The sequence below is a fragment of the Microbacterium terrisoli genome, from assembly GCF_030866805.1.
Classification (GTDB): domain Bacteria; phylum Actinomycetota; class Actinomycetes; order Actinomycetales; family Microbacteriaceae; genus Microbacterium; species Microbacterium terrisoli.
The window spans coordinates 3,096,694-3,111,182 of the sequence record NZ_CP133019.1 but is presented as its reverse complement, the minus strand read 5'-3'; the positions used below and the strand labels follow the sequence as shown (position 1 = coordinate 3,111,182).

The following is a 14,489-nucleotide window of genomic DNA, read 5'->3' as shown; positions in this document are numbered from 1 at the left end:
ACCCGCTCTACGTCTGGTACATTCTGTGGCTCTTTCGCGCCCGCGCACGCATCGCGACCTGGACGTCGCCCAGGTAACGTTGCGGGGGTGACAGAGTCGCCCGCAACGCCCGAACCCACCGTCATCTCCCGCACGATCGACAGGCTCGGGCGCATCACGCTGAACCGCCCGCGCGCGATCAACGCGCTCGATCTCGATATGATCCGGCAGGTCTCTGCCGTGCTCGACGATTGGGACCAGGACAGCGATGTCGAGGTGGTCGTCATCGACGGTGCCGGGGAGCGCGGGCTGTGCGCAGGCGGAGACGTACGCAGCCTGTACGACCAGATCATGGCAGGCCATCCGGACGACACGGCGGCGTTCTTCCGTGCCGAGTACGCGATGAACGCCCGCATCGCCGAGTACCCCAAGCCGATCGTCGCGCTCGCCGACGGCATCACGATGGGCGGGGGAATCGGCCTTGCCTGCCATGCCGCCATCCGGGTGGTCACCGAGCGCTCGAAACTCGCAATGCCCGAGACCCGCATCGGCTTCACCCCCGACGTGGGCGGCACGTGGCTGCTGGCGCGCGCGCCCGGGCGCGTCGGCGAGTACCTCGGGGTCACCGGGACGGTGATGGATGCCGCGGACGCGGTCTATGCCGGCTTCGCCGATCACGTCGTCCCCTCGGATCGCCTGGACGACCTGCGCGATGCACTCGCGGCCCGCACCGATTCGCCGACTCCCACCGGCACCGTGCAGTTGTTCGACCAGGCTCCCGAGCCGTCGCGGCTTCAGGCCGCGCGCCCGTGGATCGACGACGCGTTCAGTGCCGACACGATCGACGAGGTCGTGCGCAGGCTGCGCGCGCGGCCCGAGCCGGAGGCATCGGCCACCGCCGACGTGATGGACGCGCTCTCGCCGACCGGAATGGCCGTGACGCTCGAAGCCGTCCGCCGCGCGCGAGTCCTGCCCGACCTGCGGGCCGATCTCGTCCAGGATTACGGCCTGGTGATGTGGTTCGGGCGGACGCAGCCCGATCTGGTCGAGGGCATCCGTGCGCAGCTGGTCGACAAGGATCGCAACCCGAAATGGAGCCCCGCCGCGATCGACGCCGTGACGCCCGAGATGGTTGCCGCGGCATTCGAGCACACTCCCTCCTTGCCGCTCTGGGGCTGAGCACCGGGCGCGCTGCGAAAGTCTGACACGGACCCCTGTCGCGGCGGCCTGGCGCGGGGCTAGACTCAGGTGTCTGCGTTCTGGGGACTTCGTGTCGAGTGCGCAGCGACGACACCGGCGAACGCGCCTTGCGCGTGTCCGCCGCTCGACGCCGACGTTGATCGCCTACGTCGCCCGGCTGAGCCGGTGCCGACCTATTGGGGATACAACGGAAGAGGGACTGATGAAGACATCAGTGAGCTGGGGACTGCGGACGGTGACGGGACTGGCCGCCGCGGCCACGATCGGTGCTCTGGGCATCATGGGAGCAGGAGCGGCGGTCGCCGACACCGGCTGTCAGATGGCCGGGGACTCGGGCTTCACCGCGGCGGTGGTCGCCCATCAGGGGCAGACGATCAAGAACACGACCGTGGATGCGGCCGGCTGCGACGTTGGCGTCTATGTGGATGTCGCGAACGTCACGATCAACGGTGTGAAGGTGACCGGTGCGAACGCGGCCGGCATCCTCGCTGAGCACACGACCGACTTCACGGTCATCAACTCGACGGTCGCCCACAACGGGTTCCATGCCCCGGCGGCGCCGACCCCGCCCGGAACTCCGCCCGCGGCCGGTCAGCTCGACCAGGCGTTCGCCATCAGCCTGTTCGGAGTGTCGCACGCCACGGTCAGCCGCAACACCGTGTACGATAACGGGCGCGGCGGCATCGGCGTCATGGACAACGGGCCCTTCGATCCTGGTCGCGTCGTCGGCCTGCCGACATACGCCGAGAACGTTCCGGTCAGCGATGTGATGGTCAGCCGCAACACGCTGTGGGCCAATTACGCGGGCTGCGCCATCGTCGTGTCGGCGTTCAACACCGGCAACACCGTCAATGACGTCACCATCACCCGCAACACGATCCACGGCACCACCGGGGATGCCGGAAACGTCGGCGGCATCGTGGCGCAGAGCAACGGTGTGAACAGCGTCGTCAGCAACATCATGATCAGTCGCAACACCGTCACCGACTCCGGTGAGGCCGGTGCGATCGTGCACGCTGCCGCTGCCGGTTCGATGACGAAGAACGTCACGGTCACCCGCAACGTCCTCTCCGGAAACAACTGGATGGCCGAGCACACGATCGGCGTCGAGGTCAGCTCGCGGGTGATTCCGGCCGACCTGGGCCAGAAGAACGTGAACACGGTTGTCACTCGCAACACGATCAGCAACCAGTTCTACGGCATCTGGACGCAGGGCCCGGACACTCCGGTCATCGCCAGGAACGACATCACAGTCACTGCCGGCGGTGCGTCGGTTCACTTCGAGTGACTGGCTGACAGCCTCTGAAACACGAAGCGGCTACCCTGGTTCCGGCCGGGGTGGCCGCTTCGGCGTGAGAGGAGGCGCAGTGTTCGACAGTCCGCTGTCGGCGTCGGCATACGACGTGCTCGGGGTCGATCCCACGGCCGACGATGAGGTGCTGCGCAAGGCCTATCGCCTGCGGTTGCGCCAGACCCACCCCGACACCGGCGGCGAGGCGGCCGTGTTCATCCAGGTGCAGCAGGCCTGGACGCTGGTCGGCACGGCCGACGCCCGCGCCGCTTACGATCGCGGGCACGGCTTCGAGGCGGATTCTTCGGCGACGAGGCCCGCGCAGTGGAGCGGCTGGCGAGCCTCCACCGCGCGCCCCGACAACCGACCGCGCGCTCGCTCCCACGGTCAACCGGGTGGCAGGCGTCGGGAGCAGTTCCTCACTCTGATCCGCGAGTGGGCAGGTCGCGGCGTCGACCTGCCCGACCCCTACGACCCCGCACTCGTGCGCCGTGCACCGATCGAGATCCGGCGCCTGCTTGCCGACGCCCTGGCCGAAGAGGCCACCGCGCGCATCGTCGCCGAGCTCGGCATGGGTTACACGGTGTGGCACGATGTGGCCGCCGGCCGTCAGCCCGACGAGAAGGTCGATCACGTCGTGCTCGCGCCCAGCGGCCTGTACGGCATCCTCTCCGAAGACCTCGGCGGACCGGTTCGGGTGCGTCGCGGGGAGCTGGTGGGGGATGCCGTGGCCGGAGCGCCGATCGCAGACCTGATCGCCGGCATCCGCACGATCTCCCGCGCCGCCCACGTGCGCTTCGGCGGCGCGATCGTCGTCCTGCCCGACGACGACGTCGTGCAGACGGTCGAGGAGCTCGGCAAGGTGCGCGGCGTGCGCACGGTGCTGGCGGCCCGCGGCGCACTGGCGAACGTGCTGCGCCGCGGAGTGAGCGGCGCACCCGAGATCGGCGGCAACGAGATCTTCGACGTGCGCACCCGCCTGGACCGGTCGCTGCGCTTCGCCTGACGGCTCAGCCGATGCCGAGCAGCTCGACCGGGTGGGTCAGCCGCCACCACAGGTCGGGGCCGTCGACGTCTCGGGTGAGGATCACCTGCACGGTTGCGGCATCCACCGGCCCTTTCGCCGTCAGCGACCCGACCACGTCACCCTTCGCGCGCTGATCGCCGAGCTTCAGGACGGACGTCGCCGTGGACGTGGCGCCGTTCCACAGGGCGACGCGTGCATCGGCGGAGGTCACGACCGGCACCGCCTCGCCCCAGGAGGTGCGCACGACGCCCACCGTGGTGCCGGCCGGCAGCACGGGAGCGGCCGCGAGCTGCTTCTCGACCTGCACCAGCAGTGCGCGGGCCGTGGAGTTGCGGGTCTTCTCGTTCGGCTGGTGCAGGGTCACCGCGTCGATCTGCACCGTCGTGTCACCGACGGTCACGTCTTTGCTGACCAGCAGGTTGTAGCCGTCGAGGGTTCCTGTCTTCAGACCCACGACTCCCTTGTCGCCGATCAGGCTGTTGGTGTTGTCCACGAGCCCGGCGCCGGGCAGCTTCACCGACTTCTTCGCGACGATCTCGGCGATCACCGGATTGTCCATCGCGGCGTGCGCGAGCCGGATGAGGGCCGCCGGCGTCGCCCGGTTGCCGCTGTCGATGCCGGTCGGGTCGGTGATCGAGATGCCTGAGATCTGGTGTGCGGCCAGCCAGTGCTCTGCGGCCGACGAGAAGGCCTGGGGGCTCGGCCACAGGTTGTAGACCAGGCGTGTGGCGTAGTTTCCGGCCGAGCCCAGCAGCATGCCCTCCAACAGCTGATACTGGGTGAGTGTGCCGCCGGCCGGCACGTCCAGCGCCGACTCGTTGCGCCGCAGGAACTGCCAGTACTCGGCGCGGTCGCTGTAGGTGAAGCGGTACGTCGGGCCGCTCTGCCCGACCTGCAGCGGCATGCGGTCGAGCACGACCAGGGCCGTGACGACCTTGGTGATGCTCGCCATCGTGACCGGGTCGTCGGCCGAGGCCACCGTGGTTCCGAGGCCTTCGACGGCAGCGGCGGCGAAACCTGACTTCGGCCAGGTGAGGGATGCCGCCGGCGCGGCCGGAGCGCTCACCGAACTCGCCGTCAGCGTGGGCTCCACGGCCGTCAGCGGCCACACGCCCATCGTCACGCCGTACGCGAGCAGCAGCGCGAGCACGAGTCCGATCGGCACGAGCACGCCGGGTCGCAGTGGCGAGCGCCGCGGACGATCGCTCAGCAGCGGAGTCGCAGTGCTGGACACGTCGCTCGAGACGGTCGCAGAGGCGGTCGCGGTGGTGGTAGGCGACGCGCCGTCCCACCAGTTCAGAGCCTGCGCAGTACCCGCTGCAGGTCGAGTCGGTCCGCCGGGCGTCGCATCGGCAGAGATCACCTGTCCACGCTATCGGACCTTGCCTATAATGAGCGGTACCACCACGGGAGTCCGGTGTGCCGGGCTGAGAGGAAGCGACCACGCTTCGACCGTCGAACCTGATCTGGGTCATGCCAGCGCAGGAAGGAGTCATCATGCACGCATCCGTGTCCGCAGAGCCTCAGGCCGCGACATCCGCTCATCGTTTTCAGTGGCGCGTCGTCGACATCGTCGTGGGCGCCGTTCTCGGTGTCGCCGTCGGCCTGATCTTCTGGGCCTGGAACACGATCGGCTACGCCTGGTTCGAAGCCGCCGACGCGTTGACGCCGGGGCTCGGCGGCATCGCCGTGGGCATCTGGCTGATCGGCGGGGTCATCGGCGGGCTCGTGATCCGAAAGCCCGGGGCCGCCCTGCTGGTCGAGGTGGTCGCCGCGATCGTGTCGATGCTCATCGGCAACGTCTGGGGCGTGTCGACCGTTCTGGAAGGGATCGCCCAGGGGGTGGGCGCGGAGCTCGTCTTCCTGCTGTTCTTCTATCGTCGGTTCACCCTGCCGGTGGCCGTGCTCGCGGGCATCGGTGCAGGGCTGGGCGCCTGGATCTTCGAACTGTTCTACGGCACGTCGCCGAACATCCTCAAGACGGTCGAGTTCAACCTGATCTACCTGGGCACGATCCTCATCTCGGCCGTGGTGCTGGCCGGAGTCGTGGGGTGGATGCTGGTGCGGGCGCTGGCCGCGACGGGAGCTCTGAGCCGGTTCGCGGTCGGGCGGGAAGCGCGCGAAGAGGTCTGAGGTGACCCGTCCGGCGCGCGTCGAGGCGACGGGGTGGGGCTGGCGCTACGCCGGCCGCAAGGCACCCGCCGTCCGTGACGTCACGTTCACGATAGAACCCGGCGAGCGGGTGCTGCTGCTGGGGGCGTCCGGTGCCGGCAAGTCGACGCTGCTGCTGGGCATCGCGGGGCTGCTCGGCGGCGCCGACGAGGGGGAGCTGAGCGGCCGCATGCTCGTGGACGGCGCACCCGCGCAGAGCCAGCGCGGCCGAGTGGGGCTCGTGCTGCAGGACCCGGATGCCGGGGTCGTGCTGTCGCGGGTGGGCGACGACGTCGCCTTCGGGTGCGAGAACCTCGGGGTGCCGGCATCCGAGATCCCCTCCCGCGTCGCCGAGGCGCTCGATGACGTCGGGCTCGACGTGCCGCTGGACCGTGCTACCGCTCAGCTGTCGGGCGGGCAGAAGCAGCGGCTGGCGATCGCCGGGGTGCTGGCCATGCGGCCCGGAGTGCTGCTGATGGACGAACCGACCGCCAATCTCGATCCGACCGGCGTCGGCGAGGTGCGGGATGCCGTGGCACGCGCGGTCGCGGCGACCGGGTCGACACTGGTGGTCATCGAGCACCGCACCGAGGTCTGGGCGGGCCTGATGACGCGCGTGATCGTGCTCGACGCCGCCGGCGGAGTGCTCGCCGACGGCGCGCCGGACGAGGTCTTCGCCGCGCAGGGCGATGCGCTGGCCGCGGCGGGAGTGTGGGTGCCGGGGCGCGGTATCGACCTGCCCGAGCTCGCGGCGGGGGCCCCGGCCGACGCGCAGCCTCTGCTGTCGGCGCGCCGGCTGGCGGTGTCGCGGGATCGACGCACACCGGTGCGCGGTGATCTCACGTTCGACGTGTCCGGGGGCGCTGCGACCGTCGTCACCGGGCCCAACGGCATCGGCAAGTCCACGCTCGCGCTGACGCTGGCCGGGCTGCTGCCGGAGTTCGCCGGCGAGGTGGTCTCATCCGCCGCGCTGGCGGGCGCGCGCGGGCGACGGCCTTCGCAATGGCGCTCGCGTGAGCTGCTGACCCGCATCGGCACCGTGTTCCAAGAGCCCGAGCATCAGTTCCTCACCCAAACCGTGCGCGACGAACTGGCAGTCGGTCCGCGGGCGCTCGGGTTCGGCGCCGCGGCCGTGACCGGTGTCGTCGACGACCTGCTCGAACGGCTCGGGCTGCACGCCCTCGCCCGTGCGAACCCGTTCACGCTGTCGGGCGGACAGAAGCGCCGTCTGTCGGTGGGGACCGTGCTGGCCACCGGCCCCCGCGTCGTCGTGCTCGACGAGCCCACCTTCGGTCAGGACCGCCGCGGCTGGATCTCGCTCGTCCAGCTGCTGCAGGACGAGATCGCACGCGGCACCGCCGTCGTGGCGGTCACCCATGACGAGGCCGTCGCCCGGCACCTGGGCGGGCAGCGGCTGCAGCTGGCGGCCGCAGAGGCGGTGGCCCGATGAGTGCGGTGACCGAGCGCGCGAAGACGGCCGAGAGACGGGGCGAGGCACCGCGGGCCTGGCTCGACGGTGTCAACCCGGCCACGAAGCTGCTGCTGGCGCTGATCCTGTCGGTGCCGCTGCTGGCCTCGATCGACCCCGTCAGCGCCGTGGTCGCCGTCGCCCTGCAGGTGCTGTGCGTGCCGCTGACCGGCATCAGACTGCGCACCGTGCTGCTGCGGCTGCTGCCCGTGCTGCTGGCGGCTCCGATCGCCGGCGTCAGCATGCTGCTGTACGCCGATCCCGGCGGAACGGTCTATTGGTCGTTCTGGCACGCCACGATCAGCGATGCGTCGATCGCGCTCGCCGTCGCCGTGAGCCTTCGCGTGCTGGCCCTGGCGCTGCCGACGATCCTGCTGTTCGGGCGCACCGACCCGATCGAGCTTGCGGCCGCCCTCGCCCAGATCGTGCACCTGCCGACGCGGTTCGTGCTCGGCGTGCTGGCCGGCACGCGCACACTCGGGCTGTTCCTGGAGGACTGGCGGTCGATGCAGCTTGCGCGCCGCGCGCGCGGCGTCGGCGACCGCGGAGTCATCCGGCGGTTCTTCTCGATGGCGTTCGTGCTGCTCGTGTTCGCCGTGCGCCGCGGGACCACGCTGGCCACCGCGATGGAAGCCCGCGGCTTCGGCGCCCCCGGCACGCGCACGTGGGCGCGTCGGTCGACGTTGAGCGCACGCGATGCCGTCGCCGTGGTCGGCGGCGTGCTGCTCATTGCGGTGGCACTGGCCGCCGCCGTCTGGGCCGGGACGTTCCGCTTCGTCTGGTCCTGAGCTCCGGTCGGCACCGGACCCGGCGGTCGCCGGGCACAGCTGCGGGGATCGTGGCCGACACGCCGTCACCCCAGCATCCCACCCCGGCGTGTCGAGAACATCCCCGCTCGTGTGCACACCGCGGGCCGCGACAGTTCGGTCACGTCGCGTTCCACAGGTCGCGGTAGTACGCCAAGCGCTCGCGGTCGGGGGCGACGCCGTATGCCTCGATGAGCGCGTCCTCCCAGCCCGGACCGTAGTTCCACTCGGTGCTCATGGACGCCGCCGCGATGTCCGCCCAGCGGTCGGCCAGGCCCAGCCCGCCCAGGTCGACGTGCGCGATCGGCTCGCCGGCGTCGTCGAGCAGCGTGTTCGGACAGCACGCGTCGCCGTGGCACACGACGAGGACGTCGACGGGCGGGGGAGTGCGCAGCGCGTCGGGGACGAGGATGCCGCGGGCCGTGGCATCCTGAATCCGCTGCTGGACGCCCCAATCGAACGGACACTCGTCGACAGGCAGGGCATCGTGCAGGGCCCGAAGCCCCCGTCCGACCGCGCGCGCGGCCGTGGCCGGGTCGGCGATCCAGCGCGGGTCGACCGCAGAGCGCCCGTCGATCGCGGCGGTCACGAGCCACGTGTGGGTCGAGTCGCCGCCGACGTCGAGCACGCGCGGCACCGGCGTGAACCGCGCGGCCCACGCCAGCCGTTCGGCCTCGGCGGCGACATCGAGTTCGGGATGCCGCGGCCCCCACTTGATGTAGCGTCTGTCGCCGGTGCGGAAGGTGATGCCGCCCAGCTCGTTGCGCCACACCGGCTCGAGCTGCGCGCCGCGCGCGAGCGCGCGCACGGCCGCGGGGACCGGCACCGGGGCGAGGGGAATGCTCACGGGTTCCATCCTGCCGGGTGCCGGCGGCGGGTGCTTCCGGGGAGGCCGGCCCGTCGAGAACGCACAAACTGTGCATGTGGGGGAACCGCATGTGGTGCGACATCCGACCCTGGATGCGGGAGAATATCGGTGGTGGTTCGGGTGCTGGGATCCGAGCCGGGGAACGGCGGGTGCGCAGGCGCCCCGGGGTGACTGTGAAGAAGCGGTTCTGGCGGCGTCCTGTCGTCTGGGTGGGTGTCGGCGTGTTCGCCGTGGCGCTGGCCATCGGCGTCGCCAATACGGGTTCGGGCGCACCGGGAACGGCGCCGTCGAGGCTCGCAGAAGCCTCGTCGAGCACGCAGAGCGCCGGTGCGACGCCCACCGCCATGCCGACGGCATCCACTGCCACGCCGACGCCGGTGCGCACCCCGTCGGCGCGACCGCCGGCGACGACGGGAACCGCCCTGGCGCTGCTGCAGACGCTGCCGGTGAAGGGCCGCGCACCCAAGACCGGCTATGACCGGCCCGTCGTGTTCGGGCAGGCGTGGAAGGACGTCGACCGCAACGGCTGCGACACCCGAAACGACATCCTGCGCCGTGACCTGACGCACGTCACGATCAAGGCCGGCACGCACGGCTGCCTTGTGCTCACCGGCACACTGCACGATCCGTACACAGGGACCACGGTCACGTTCCAGCGCGGACGCGGCACGTCCAACGCCGTTCAGATCGACCACGTCGTGGCCCTGATGGACGCGTGGCAGAAGGGCGCGCAGCAGCTGAGCCAGGTCCAGCGCGAAGAGCTGGCCAACGATCCGCTGAACCTTCTCGCGGTGACGGGCCGGGTCAATGAGCAGAAGAGCGCAGGGGATGCCGCGACCTGGCTGCCGCCTGCCAAGGGCTATCGGTGCTCCTACGTCGCACGTCAGATCACGGTCAAGGCGAAGTACCGCCTGTGGGTGACCGCGCCCGAGCGCGACGCCATGACCCGGATCCTGCAGACCTGCCCGGCGCAGAAACCGGCCACCGCGGGCACGATCGCGCTGATGCCGGATGCGGTGGGCACCGCACCCGTCCCGGCGCCGGTCACGTCGGCACCAGCCACGTCGGCGCCGGCCACGTCGGCACCGGCCAGTCCGAAGGTCGTGCATCCCGGGGCGTTCTGCAGTCCGGTCGGGGCGACCGGCGTCACGGTGAAGGGAACGCCGATGACCTGCTCGATCAAAGCGGGTACCACCCGTGCGCGCTGGCGGGCTGCCTGAGTCGGTCGCACACCACCCGCTGCACGCACCACCTCGCCGCGGTGCGCAGACATCCGCCGCACGCTCGCGTTGACTCGACCGAACCCGACCCGACCCGGCGCGGGCTCAGCCCTGAAGCGCGTCGCGCAGCAGCCCGGCGTGGGTGTGCTGCTCGTCGTGTGAGCTGAACAGCAGTGTGACCACGTCGTGCCCGGCGATCTGCTCGCGCAGCGATGCCAGGGCGGCCTGGTTGTCGGCCAGCTCAGCCGTGTAGGCCTTCTCGAACTCGTCGTGCGGCAGGTCTTTGTGATGGAACGCCTTGCGCAGTTCGCCGCTGGGGGCGACGTCCTTGTCCCACAGGTCGATGTCGGCCTTCTCCTTCGACAGCCCGCGCGGCCACAACCGGTCCACCAGCACGCGGAACCCGTCGGATGCGGCCGGCTCGTCGTAGACGCGCTTCACCCGAATCTCCATGCTCCCAGTCAACACCCGCCCGGGCTACTCTGGGCACAGGTGCCGATGACGCACAAGCTGGCACCGAGTCCCGCGTATGCTGGCACTCAATGTCGAAGCCGGCGCAGCCGGAATGTCGAAGCCGGTCCTGCCGGCGGGTTCGAAGGAGAACGCATGGAGATCACGGGAGCATCCGCCCTCGTCACCGGTGGCGCAAGCGGACTGGGACGTGCTACCGCCCGGCGCCTGGCCGCCGCCGGCGCCCACGTCACGATCGTGGACCTGCCGGCCTCGGCGGGCGAGCAGGTCGCAGCCGAACTGGGCGGCGCTTTCGCCCCCGCTGACGTCACCGACCCCGAGCAGGTCGCCGCCGCCGTGCAGGTCGCCGCCACGGCCGGCCCGCTGCGGGTCGTGATCAATTGCGCCGGCATCGCGCCGCCGGCGAAGGTCCTCAACCGCGAGGGCAACCCGTCGCCGTTGGCCGCATTCGTCAAGATCATCCAGGTGAACCTGATCGGCACCTACAACGTCATCGCACAGGCATCGGCCGTGATGAGCAAGACCGACCCGACCGCCGGCGGCGACCGCGGAGTGATCGTCAACACCGCAAGCGTCGCGGCGTTCGACGGTCAGATCGGCCAGCCGGCGTATTCGGCCAGCAAGGGCGGCATCCACTCGATGACGCTGCCCATCGCCCGCGAACTCGCCCGCTACGGCATCCGGGTGTGCACGATCGCCCCCGGCATCATGGAGACCCCGATGCTCGCAGGTCTGCCCGAGGCCGCGCAGGCCTCGCTCGGCCAGCAGGTGCCCTATCCGGCGCGGCTGGGCACGCCCGACGAGTACGCGAGCCTGGCCCTGTCGATCATCGACAACGGCTACCTCAACGGTGAGACGATCCGCCTCGACGGGGCGATCCGGATGGCGCCGAAATGACCGACCCGATCCTCTTCTCGGTCACCGACGGCCTTGCCCGCATCACGTTGAACCGTCCCGAGCGGCTCAACGCCTTCAACGCCGATTCGGCGCGGACCTGGGCCGACATCGCCCGCGAGGCGACCACTCGTGACGACGTCGGGGCGATCATCGTGGATGCCGCGGGCCGCTCGTTCTGCGCCGGCGGCGACGTGCGCGACATGGCCGAGAAGATGGGCTCAGGCGCCGACATCACCTCGCTGGCCGAAGTCATCAACTCCGGCATCCGCGCCCTGGTCGAATCGGCGGTTCCGGTGGTCGCCGCAGCCCACGGCACGACCGCCGGCGGAGGCCTCGGCATTCTGATGGCCAGCGACTACGCCGTCGTCGGCGAGGACTCGCAGATCGGCAGCCTGTACGCCAACGTCGGCCTGACCCCCGACCTGTCGGTCTCGGCGCAGCTGTCCCGTGCGGTGGGCGAACGGCGTGCGCTGCAGCTCGTGCTGCAGGACCGCATGCTCTCGGCCGCCGAGGCGCTCGAGTGGGGTCTGGTCGCCGAGGTCACGGCCCCCGACGCCGTCGGACTGCGCGCCGAAGAGATCGCGCACTTCTGGCTGTCGGGCGCCCGCGGCGCGTACGGTCAGGCCAAGCGGCTGGTCCGCTCGCAGCGCAGCCGCACGTTCGCCGAGCAGTTGAGCGAAGAGGCCCGATCCATCGGCGCCGCCTTCGACACCCCCGAAGCGCAGGCACGCATCCGCGCATTCACCCAGAAGCGCTGACGCTCTCCACTCCAGAGGACCGACATGACCGACAAACTCCTGGCAGGCAAGACGATCCTGATGTCCGGCGGCAGCCGCGGCATCGGCCTGGCGATCGCCCTGCGGGCCGCGCGCGACGGCGCCAACATCGCACTGCTGGCCAAGACCGACACGCCGCATCCGAAGCTCGAGGGCACGGTGCACACCGCCGCCGAGCAGATCCGCGCCGCCGGTGGCAACGCCCTGCCGATCGTCGGCGATGTGCGCAACGACAGCGACGTGTCCGGCGCGGTGCTGACCACGCGCGGTGAGTTCGGCGGCATCGACATCGTGATCAACAACGCGAGCGTGATCGATCTGTCGGGCTCGCTGGAGCTGGCCGCCAAGAAGTACGACCTCATGCAGGATGTCAACGTGCGCGGCACATTCATGCTCTCGCGTGCTGCCCTGCCGCAGCTGTCGGATGCCGCCAACCCGCACATCCTCTCGCTCTCGCCGCCGCTGAACATCACTGCGCGCTGGCTGGGTGCGCACACCGGGTACACGCTGGCCAAGTACGGCATGACGATGGCGACGCTCGGCCTTGCCGCCGAGTTCGCCGATCGGGGGATCGCCGCCAACACTCTGTGGCCGCGCACCACGATCGCCACCGCCGCCGTGCAGTTCGCCCTGGGCGGGGACCGGATGATGAAGGTCAGCCGCACTCCCGAGATCTACGCTGACGCGGCCTACCAGGTGATCACGCAGCCTTCGCGCGCATACACGGGCCGGTCGCTGATCGTCGAAGACGTGCTGGCAGCGGCCGGGGTCACAGACCTGTCGGGCTATGCCGCCGTGCCGGGAACCCCCGACGAGGCACTGTTCCCCGACATCTTCCTGGACTGACCGAGCGCGTCCTCGCTCAACGACCGAGGAGTCCGTGCCGGGCGAACGCGGCCCACACTCCGTCCTCGGCGACCGTCCCCGTGACCTCGTCGGCGATCGCGCGCACGTCGGCTGCGGCATCCCCCATCGCAATGCCGACCCCGACCGTCTGCAGCATCTCGATGTCGTTCATGCTGTCGCCGATCGCGATCGACGACGAGACGGGCACGCCGAGCCGCTCGAGCAGCAGTGTGATCGAGGTGCCCTTGTTCATGCCGCGCAGGCTCACCTCGCCGCCGGAGGAGTCGAGATAGGGGATCGACCCGGTGATCACATGGAACCGCTCGCCCAGTCCGTCGCGCACGAGGCGGTAGGCCGAGGCATCCCGCCCCAGGAACGTCGCCTTCGCGATCGTGTCGGTGGGCGCGGCGCCGCGGTACGTGAAGGCGGTCGTGAGCCGGACGAGGCGCTGGGCGGATGCCGCGGCCAGCCGCGGATCGGGGCTCTCGCGCTGCAGGATCGGCCTCATGCGCGCGAGCAGCCCCGCGCTCGGGTAGGCGTCATCGAACGCCTGCAGCGTGTACTCGAGATCGTGCGCCGTGAAGAACGAGACCAGGGTCTGGACGTCGGCGGGCGCCATCGCGCGGGAGATCAGCAGCGCCCCGTCGGACTCGATGAATCCACCGCCGGCGGAGATCACGCCGTCGAAGCCGACCTGCAGCACGTGCGGCAGGATGCTCGCACGCGCCCGCCCGGTGCACAGATACACCCGGTGCCCGGCCGCGCGGGCGCCCCGGACGGCGGCCACGGCCGAGTCGGGCAGGTGCTGCGCGTGATCGACCAGCGTGCCGTCGATGTCGAGGAAGACGACGCGGGGTGCCGGCGTGGCCATCAGACGCCGTAGTCGGCGCGCACGGTGTCGCGCAGCTGCGCGCTGCAGGCGGCGACGGCGGCGCGCCAGTCCGTGATCGCGTCGTCCTGCGCGCGGTCCGAGACCGCTTTGAGCACGCGGATCGGCACGCCGAACTGCGCGGCGACCCACGCGTAGGCGTAGGTCTCCATGTCGACCAGGCGTGCACCCAGCGGCAGGATCGCCTGCACGGCTTCGGCGCCGTCGACGAAGTGGTCGCCCGTCGCGATCGTGACCGCGCTCGCCGACGGCGATGCGCCGGCGACCGTCACCCGCGCCGGCAGCGATACGTGCTGCCCGACCACACCGTCGATGTCGGTGACGTCGTGCTGGATCGCCGCGTCGATGTCGTACACCGCAGGCTCCAATGCCGGGTCGATGGCCCCGGCCGTGCCGACCACCAGGACCTCCTCGTAGCTCTTGGCATCGAGGGCACGCGTCAGGGCGAACGTGGCCTGCAGCTTGCCGGGGCCGGTCACGAGCCGGTCGAAGCCGGGCAGGTCAGCGGGAAAAGCCACGAGTTCGGCATCCAGTGCCGCGACGAGAAGTCTCACTCGCCCATTCTTCCAGGCACCCGTAAGGATCAGATCGGGTCGCGGC

At 70.6% G+C, this 14,489-nt stretch carries 15 protein-coding genes and 1 riboswitch; of the genes, 10 read left to right on the top strand and 5 right to left on the bottom strand.

From position 1 onward, the window contains the following. The first annotated feature begins 87 nt into the window (after window positions 1-87). From QU603_RS14070 to QU603_RS14060, 3 genes are all read left to right on the top strand, one after another. Entirely contained in the window at window positions 88-1,158 is a 1,071-nt protein-coding gene (locus tag QU603_RS14070; protein WP_308492000.1) for an enoyl-CoA hydratase/isomerase family protein, read from the top strand. A 223-nt stretch (window positions 1,159-1,381) separates the two neighbouring features. After that, complete coding sequence (locus QU603_RS14065) at window positions 1,382-2,467, top strand: right-handed parallel beta-helix repeat-containing protein (protein WP_308491999.1); 1,086 nt, start codon at window positions 1,382-1,384, stop codon at window positions 2,465-2,467. Window positions 2,468-2,546: 79 nt separating this feature from the next. Next, the gene (locus QU603_RS14060) at window positions 2,547-3,476 is read left to right on the top strand and encodes a DnaJ domain-containing protein (RefSeq protein WP_308491998.1); all 930 of its coding nucleotides are present in this window, start codon (window positions 2,547-2,549) and stop codon (window positions 3,474-3,476) included. 4 nt (window positions 3,477-3,480) lie between these two features. On the opposite strand, the gene QU603_RS14055 is transcribed toward QU603_RS14060, so the two are convergent. After that, the gene (locus QU603_RS14055) at window positions 3,481-4,860 is read right to left on the bottom strand and encodes a D-alanyl-D-alanine carboxypeptidase family protein (protein ID WP_308491997.1); all 1,380 of its coding nucleotides are present in this window, start codon (window positions 4,858-4,860) and stop codon (window positions 3,481-3,483) included. A 33-nt stretch (window positions 4,861-4,893) separates the two neighbouring features. After that, window positions 4,894-5,002: riboswitch (TPP riboswitch) on the top strand. On the opposite strand from QU603_RS14055, the gene QU603_RS14050 reads away from it, so the two are divergent. The 3 genes from QU603_RS14050 (at window position 4,995) to QU603_RS14040 (ending at window position 7,904) form a co-directional block, all read left to right on the top strand. Next, on the top strand, window positions 4,995-5,630 hold the full coding sequence (locus tag QU603_RS14050) for an ECF transporter S component (protein ID WP_308491996.1): 636 nt from the start codon (window positions 4,995-4,997) through the stop codon (window positions 5,628-5,630). (Overlaps the previous riboswitch by 8 nt.) A 1-nt stretch (window position 5,631) precedes the next feature. After that, on the top strand, window positions 5,632-7,098 hold the full coding sequence (locus tag QU603_RS14045) for an ABC transporter ATP-binding protein (RefSeq protein ID WP_308491995.1): 1,467 nt from the start codon (window positions 5,632-5,634) through the stop codon (window positions 7,096-7,098). Continuing rightward, on the top strand, window positions 7,095-7,904 hold the full coding sequence (locus QU603_RS14040; RefSeq protein ID WP_308491994.1) for an energy-coupling factor transporter transmembrane component T family protein: 810 nt from the start codon (window positions 7,095-7,097) through the stop codon (window positions 7,902-7,904). The genes QU603_RS14045 and QU603_RS14040 overlap by 4 nt, the downstream gene beginning before the upstream one ends. Before the next feature lie 139 nt (window positions 7,905-8,043). On the opposite strand, the gene QU603_RS14035 is transcribed toward QU603_RS14040, so the two are convergent. Then, window positions 8,044-8,769 carry a phosphotransferase gene (locus tag QU603_RS14035; RefSeq protein ID WP_308491993.1) on the bottom strand — a complete coding sequence of 242 codons (726 nt, stop codon included), beginning with the start codon at window positions 8,767-8,769 and terminating at the stop codon, window positions 8,044-8,046. 188 nt (window positions 8,770-8,957) lie between these two features. On the opposite strand from QU603_RS14035, the gene QU603_RS14030 reads away from it, so the two are divergent. Then, complete coding sequence (locus QU603_RS14030; protein ID WP_308491992.1) at window positions 8,958-10,010, top strand: HNH endonuclease family protein; 1,053 nt, start codon at window positions 8,958-8,960, stop codon at window positions 10,008-10,010. Window positions 10,011-10,115: 105 nt separating this feature from the next. On the opposite strand, the gene QU603_RS14025 is transcribed toward QU603_RS14030, so the two are convergent. Further along, window positions 10,116-10,463: a DUF488 domain-containing protein gene (locus QU603_RS14025; RefSeq protein WP_308491991.1), complete on the bottom strand. Its 348-nt coding sequence runs from the start codon at window positions 10,461-10,463 to the stop codon at window positions 10,116-10,118. Between the two features lie 153 nt (window positions 10,464-10,616). Between QU603_RS14025 and QU603_RS14020 the strand changes: the two genes are divergently transcribed. From QU603_RS14020 to QU603_RS14010, 3 genes are read left to right on the top strand one after another with little or no spacing between them, the layout of a single operon-like run. Beyond that, window positions 10,617-11,378 carry an SDR family NAD(P)-dependent oxidoreductase gene (locus tag QU603_RS14020; RefSeq protein ID WP_308491990.1) on the top strand — a complete coding sequence of 254 codons (762 nt, stop codon included), beginning with the start codon at window positions 10,617-10,619 and terminating at the stop codon, window positions 11,376-11,378. Then, window positions 11,375-12,136: an enoyl-CoA hydratase/isomerase family protein gene (locus QU603_RS14015; protein WP_308491989.1), complete on the top strand. Its 762-nt coding sequence runs from the start codon at window positions 11,375-11,377 to the stop codon at window positions 12,134-12,136. The genes QU603_RS14020 and QU603_RS14015 overlap by 4 nt, the downstream gene beginning before the upstream one ends. Window positions 12,137-12,160: 24 nt before the next feature. Beyond that, window positions 12,161-13,000 carry an SDR family oxidoreductase gene (locus QU603_RS14010; RefSeq protein ID WP_308491988.1) on the top strand — a complete coding sequence of 280 codons (840 nt, stop codon included), beginning with the start codon at window positions 12,161-12,163 and terminating at the stop codon, window positions 12,998-13,000. Between the two features lie 16 nt (window positions 13,001-13,016). On the opposite strand, the gene QU603_RS14005 is transcribed toward QU603_RS14010, so the two are convergent. Further along, entirely contained in the window at window positions 13,017-13,871 is an 855-nt protein-coding gene (locus QU603_RS14005) for an HAD-IIB family hydrolase (RefSeq protein ID WP_308491987.1), read from the bottom strand. Further along, entirely contained in the window at window positions 13,871-14,443 is a 573-nt protein-coding gene (locus QU603_RS14000; protein WP_308491986.1) for a phosphorylase family protein, read from the bottom strand. Before QU603_RS14000 ends, QU603_RS14005 begins: the two co-directional genes overlap by 1 nt. Window positions 14,444-14,489 lie beyond the last annotated feature (46 nt).

Coding starts and splice junctions, on each gene's coding strand:
- QU603_RS14065 (WP_308491999.1), top strand. CDS start 1,382: ATGAAGACATCAGTGAGCTGGGGACTGCGGACGGTGACGGGACTGGCC.
- QU603_RS14050 (WP_308491996.1), top strand. CDS start 4,995: ATGCACGCATCCGTGTCCGCAGAGCCTCAGGCCGCGACATCCGCTCAT.
- QU603_RS14040 (WP_308491994.1), top strand. CDS start 7,095: ATGAGTGCGGTGACCGAGCGCGCGAAGACGGCCGAGAGACGGGGCGAG.
- QU603_RS14025 (WP_308491991.1), bottom strand. CDS start 10,463: ATGGAGATTCGGGTGAAGCGCGTCTACGACGAGCCGGCCGCATCCGAC.
- QU603_RS14020 (WP_308491990.1), top strand. CDS start 10,617: ATGGAGATCACGGGAGCATCCGCCCTCGTCACCGGTGGCGCAAGCGGA.
- QU603_RS14015 (WP_308491989.1), top strand. CDS start 11,375: ATGACCGACCCGATCCTCTTCTCGGTCACCGACGGCCTTGCCCGCATC.
- QU603_RS14010 (WP_308491988.1), top strand. CDS start 12,161: ATGACCGACAAACTCCTGGCAGGCAAGACGATCCTGATGTCCGGCGGC.
- QU603_RS14005 (WP_308491987.1), bottom strand. CDS start 13,871: ATGGCCACGCCGGCACCCCGCGTCGTCTTCCTCGACATCGACGGCACG.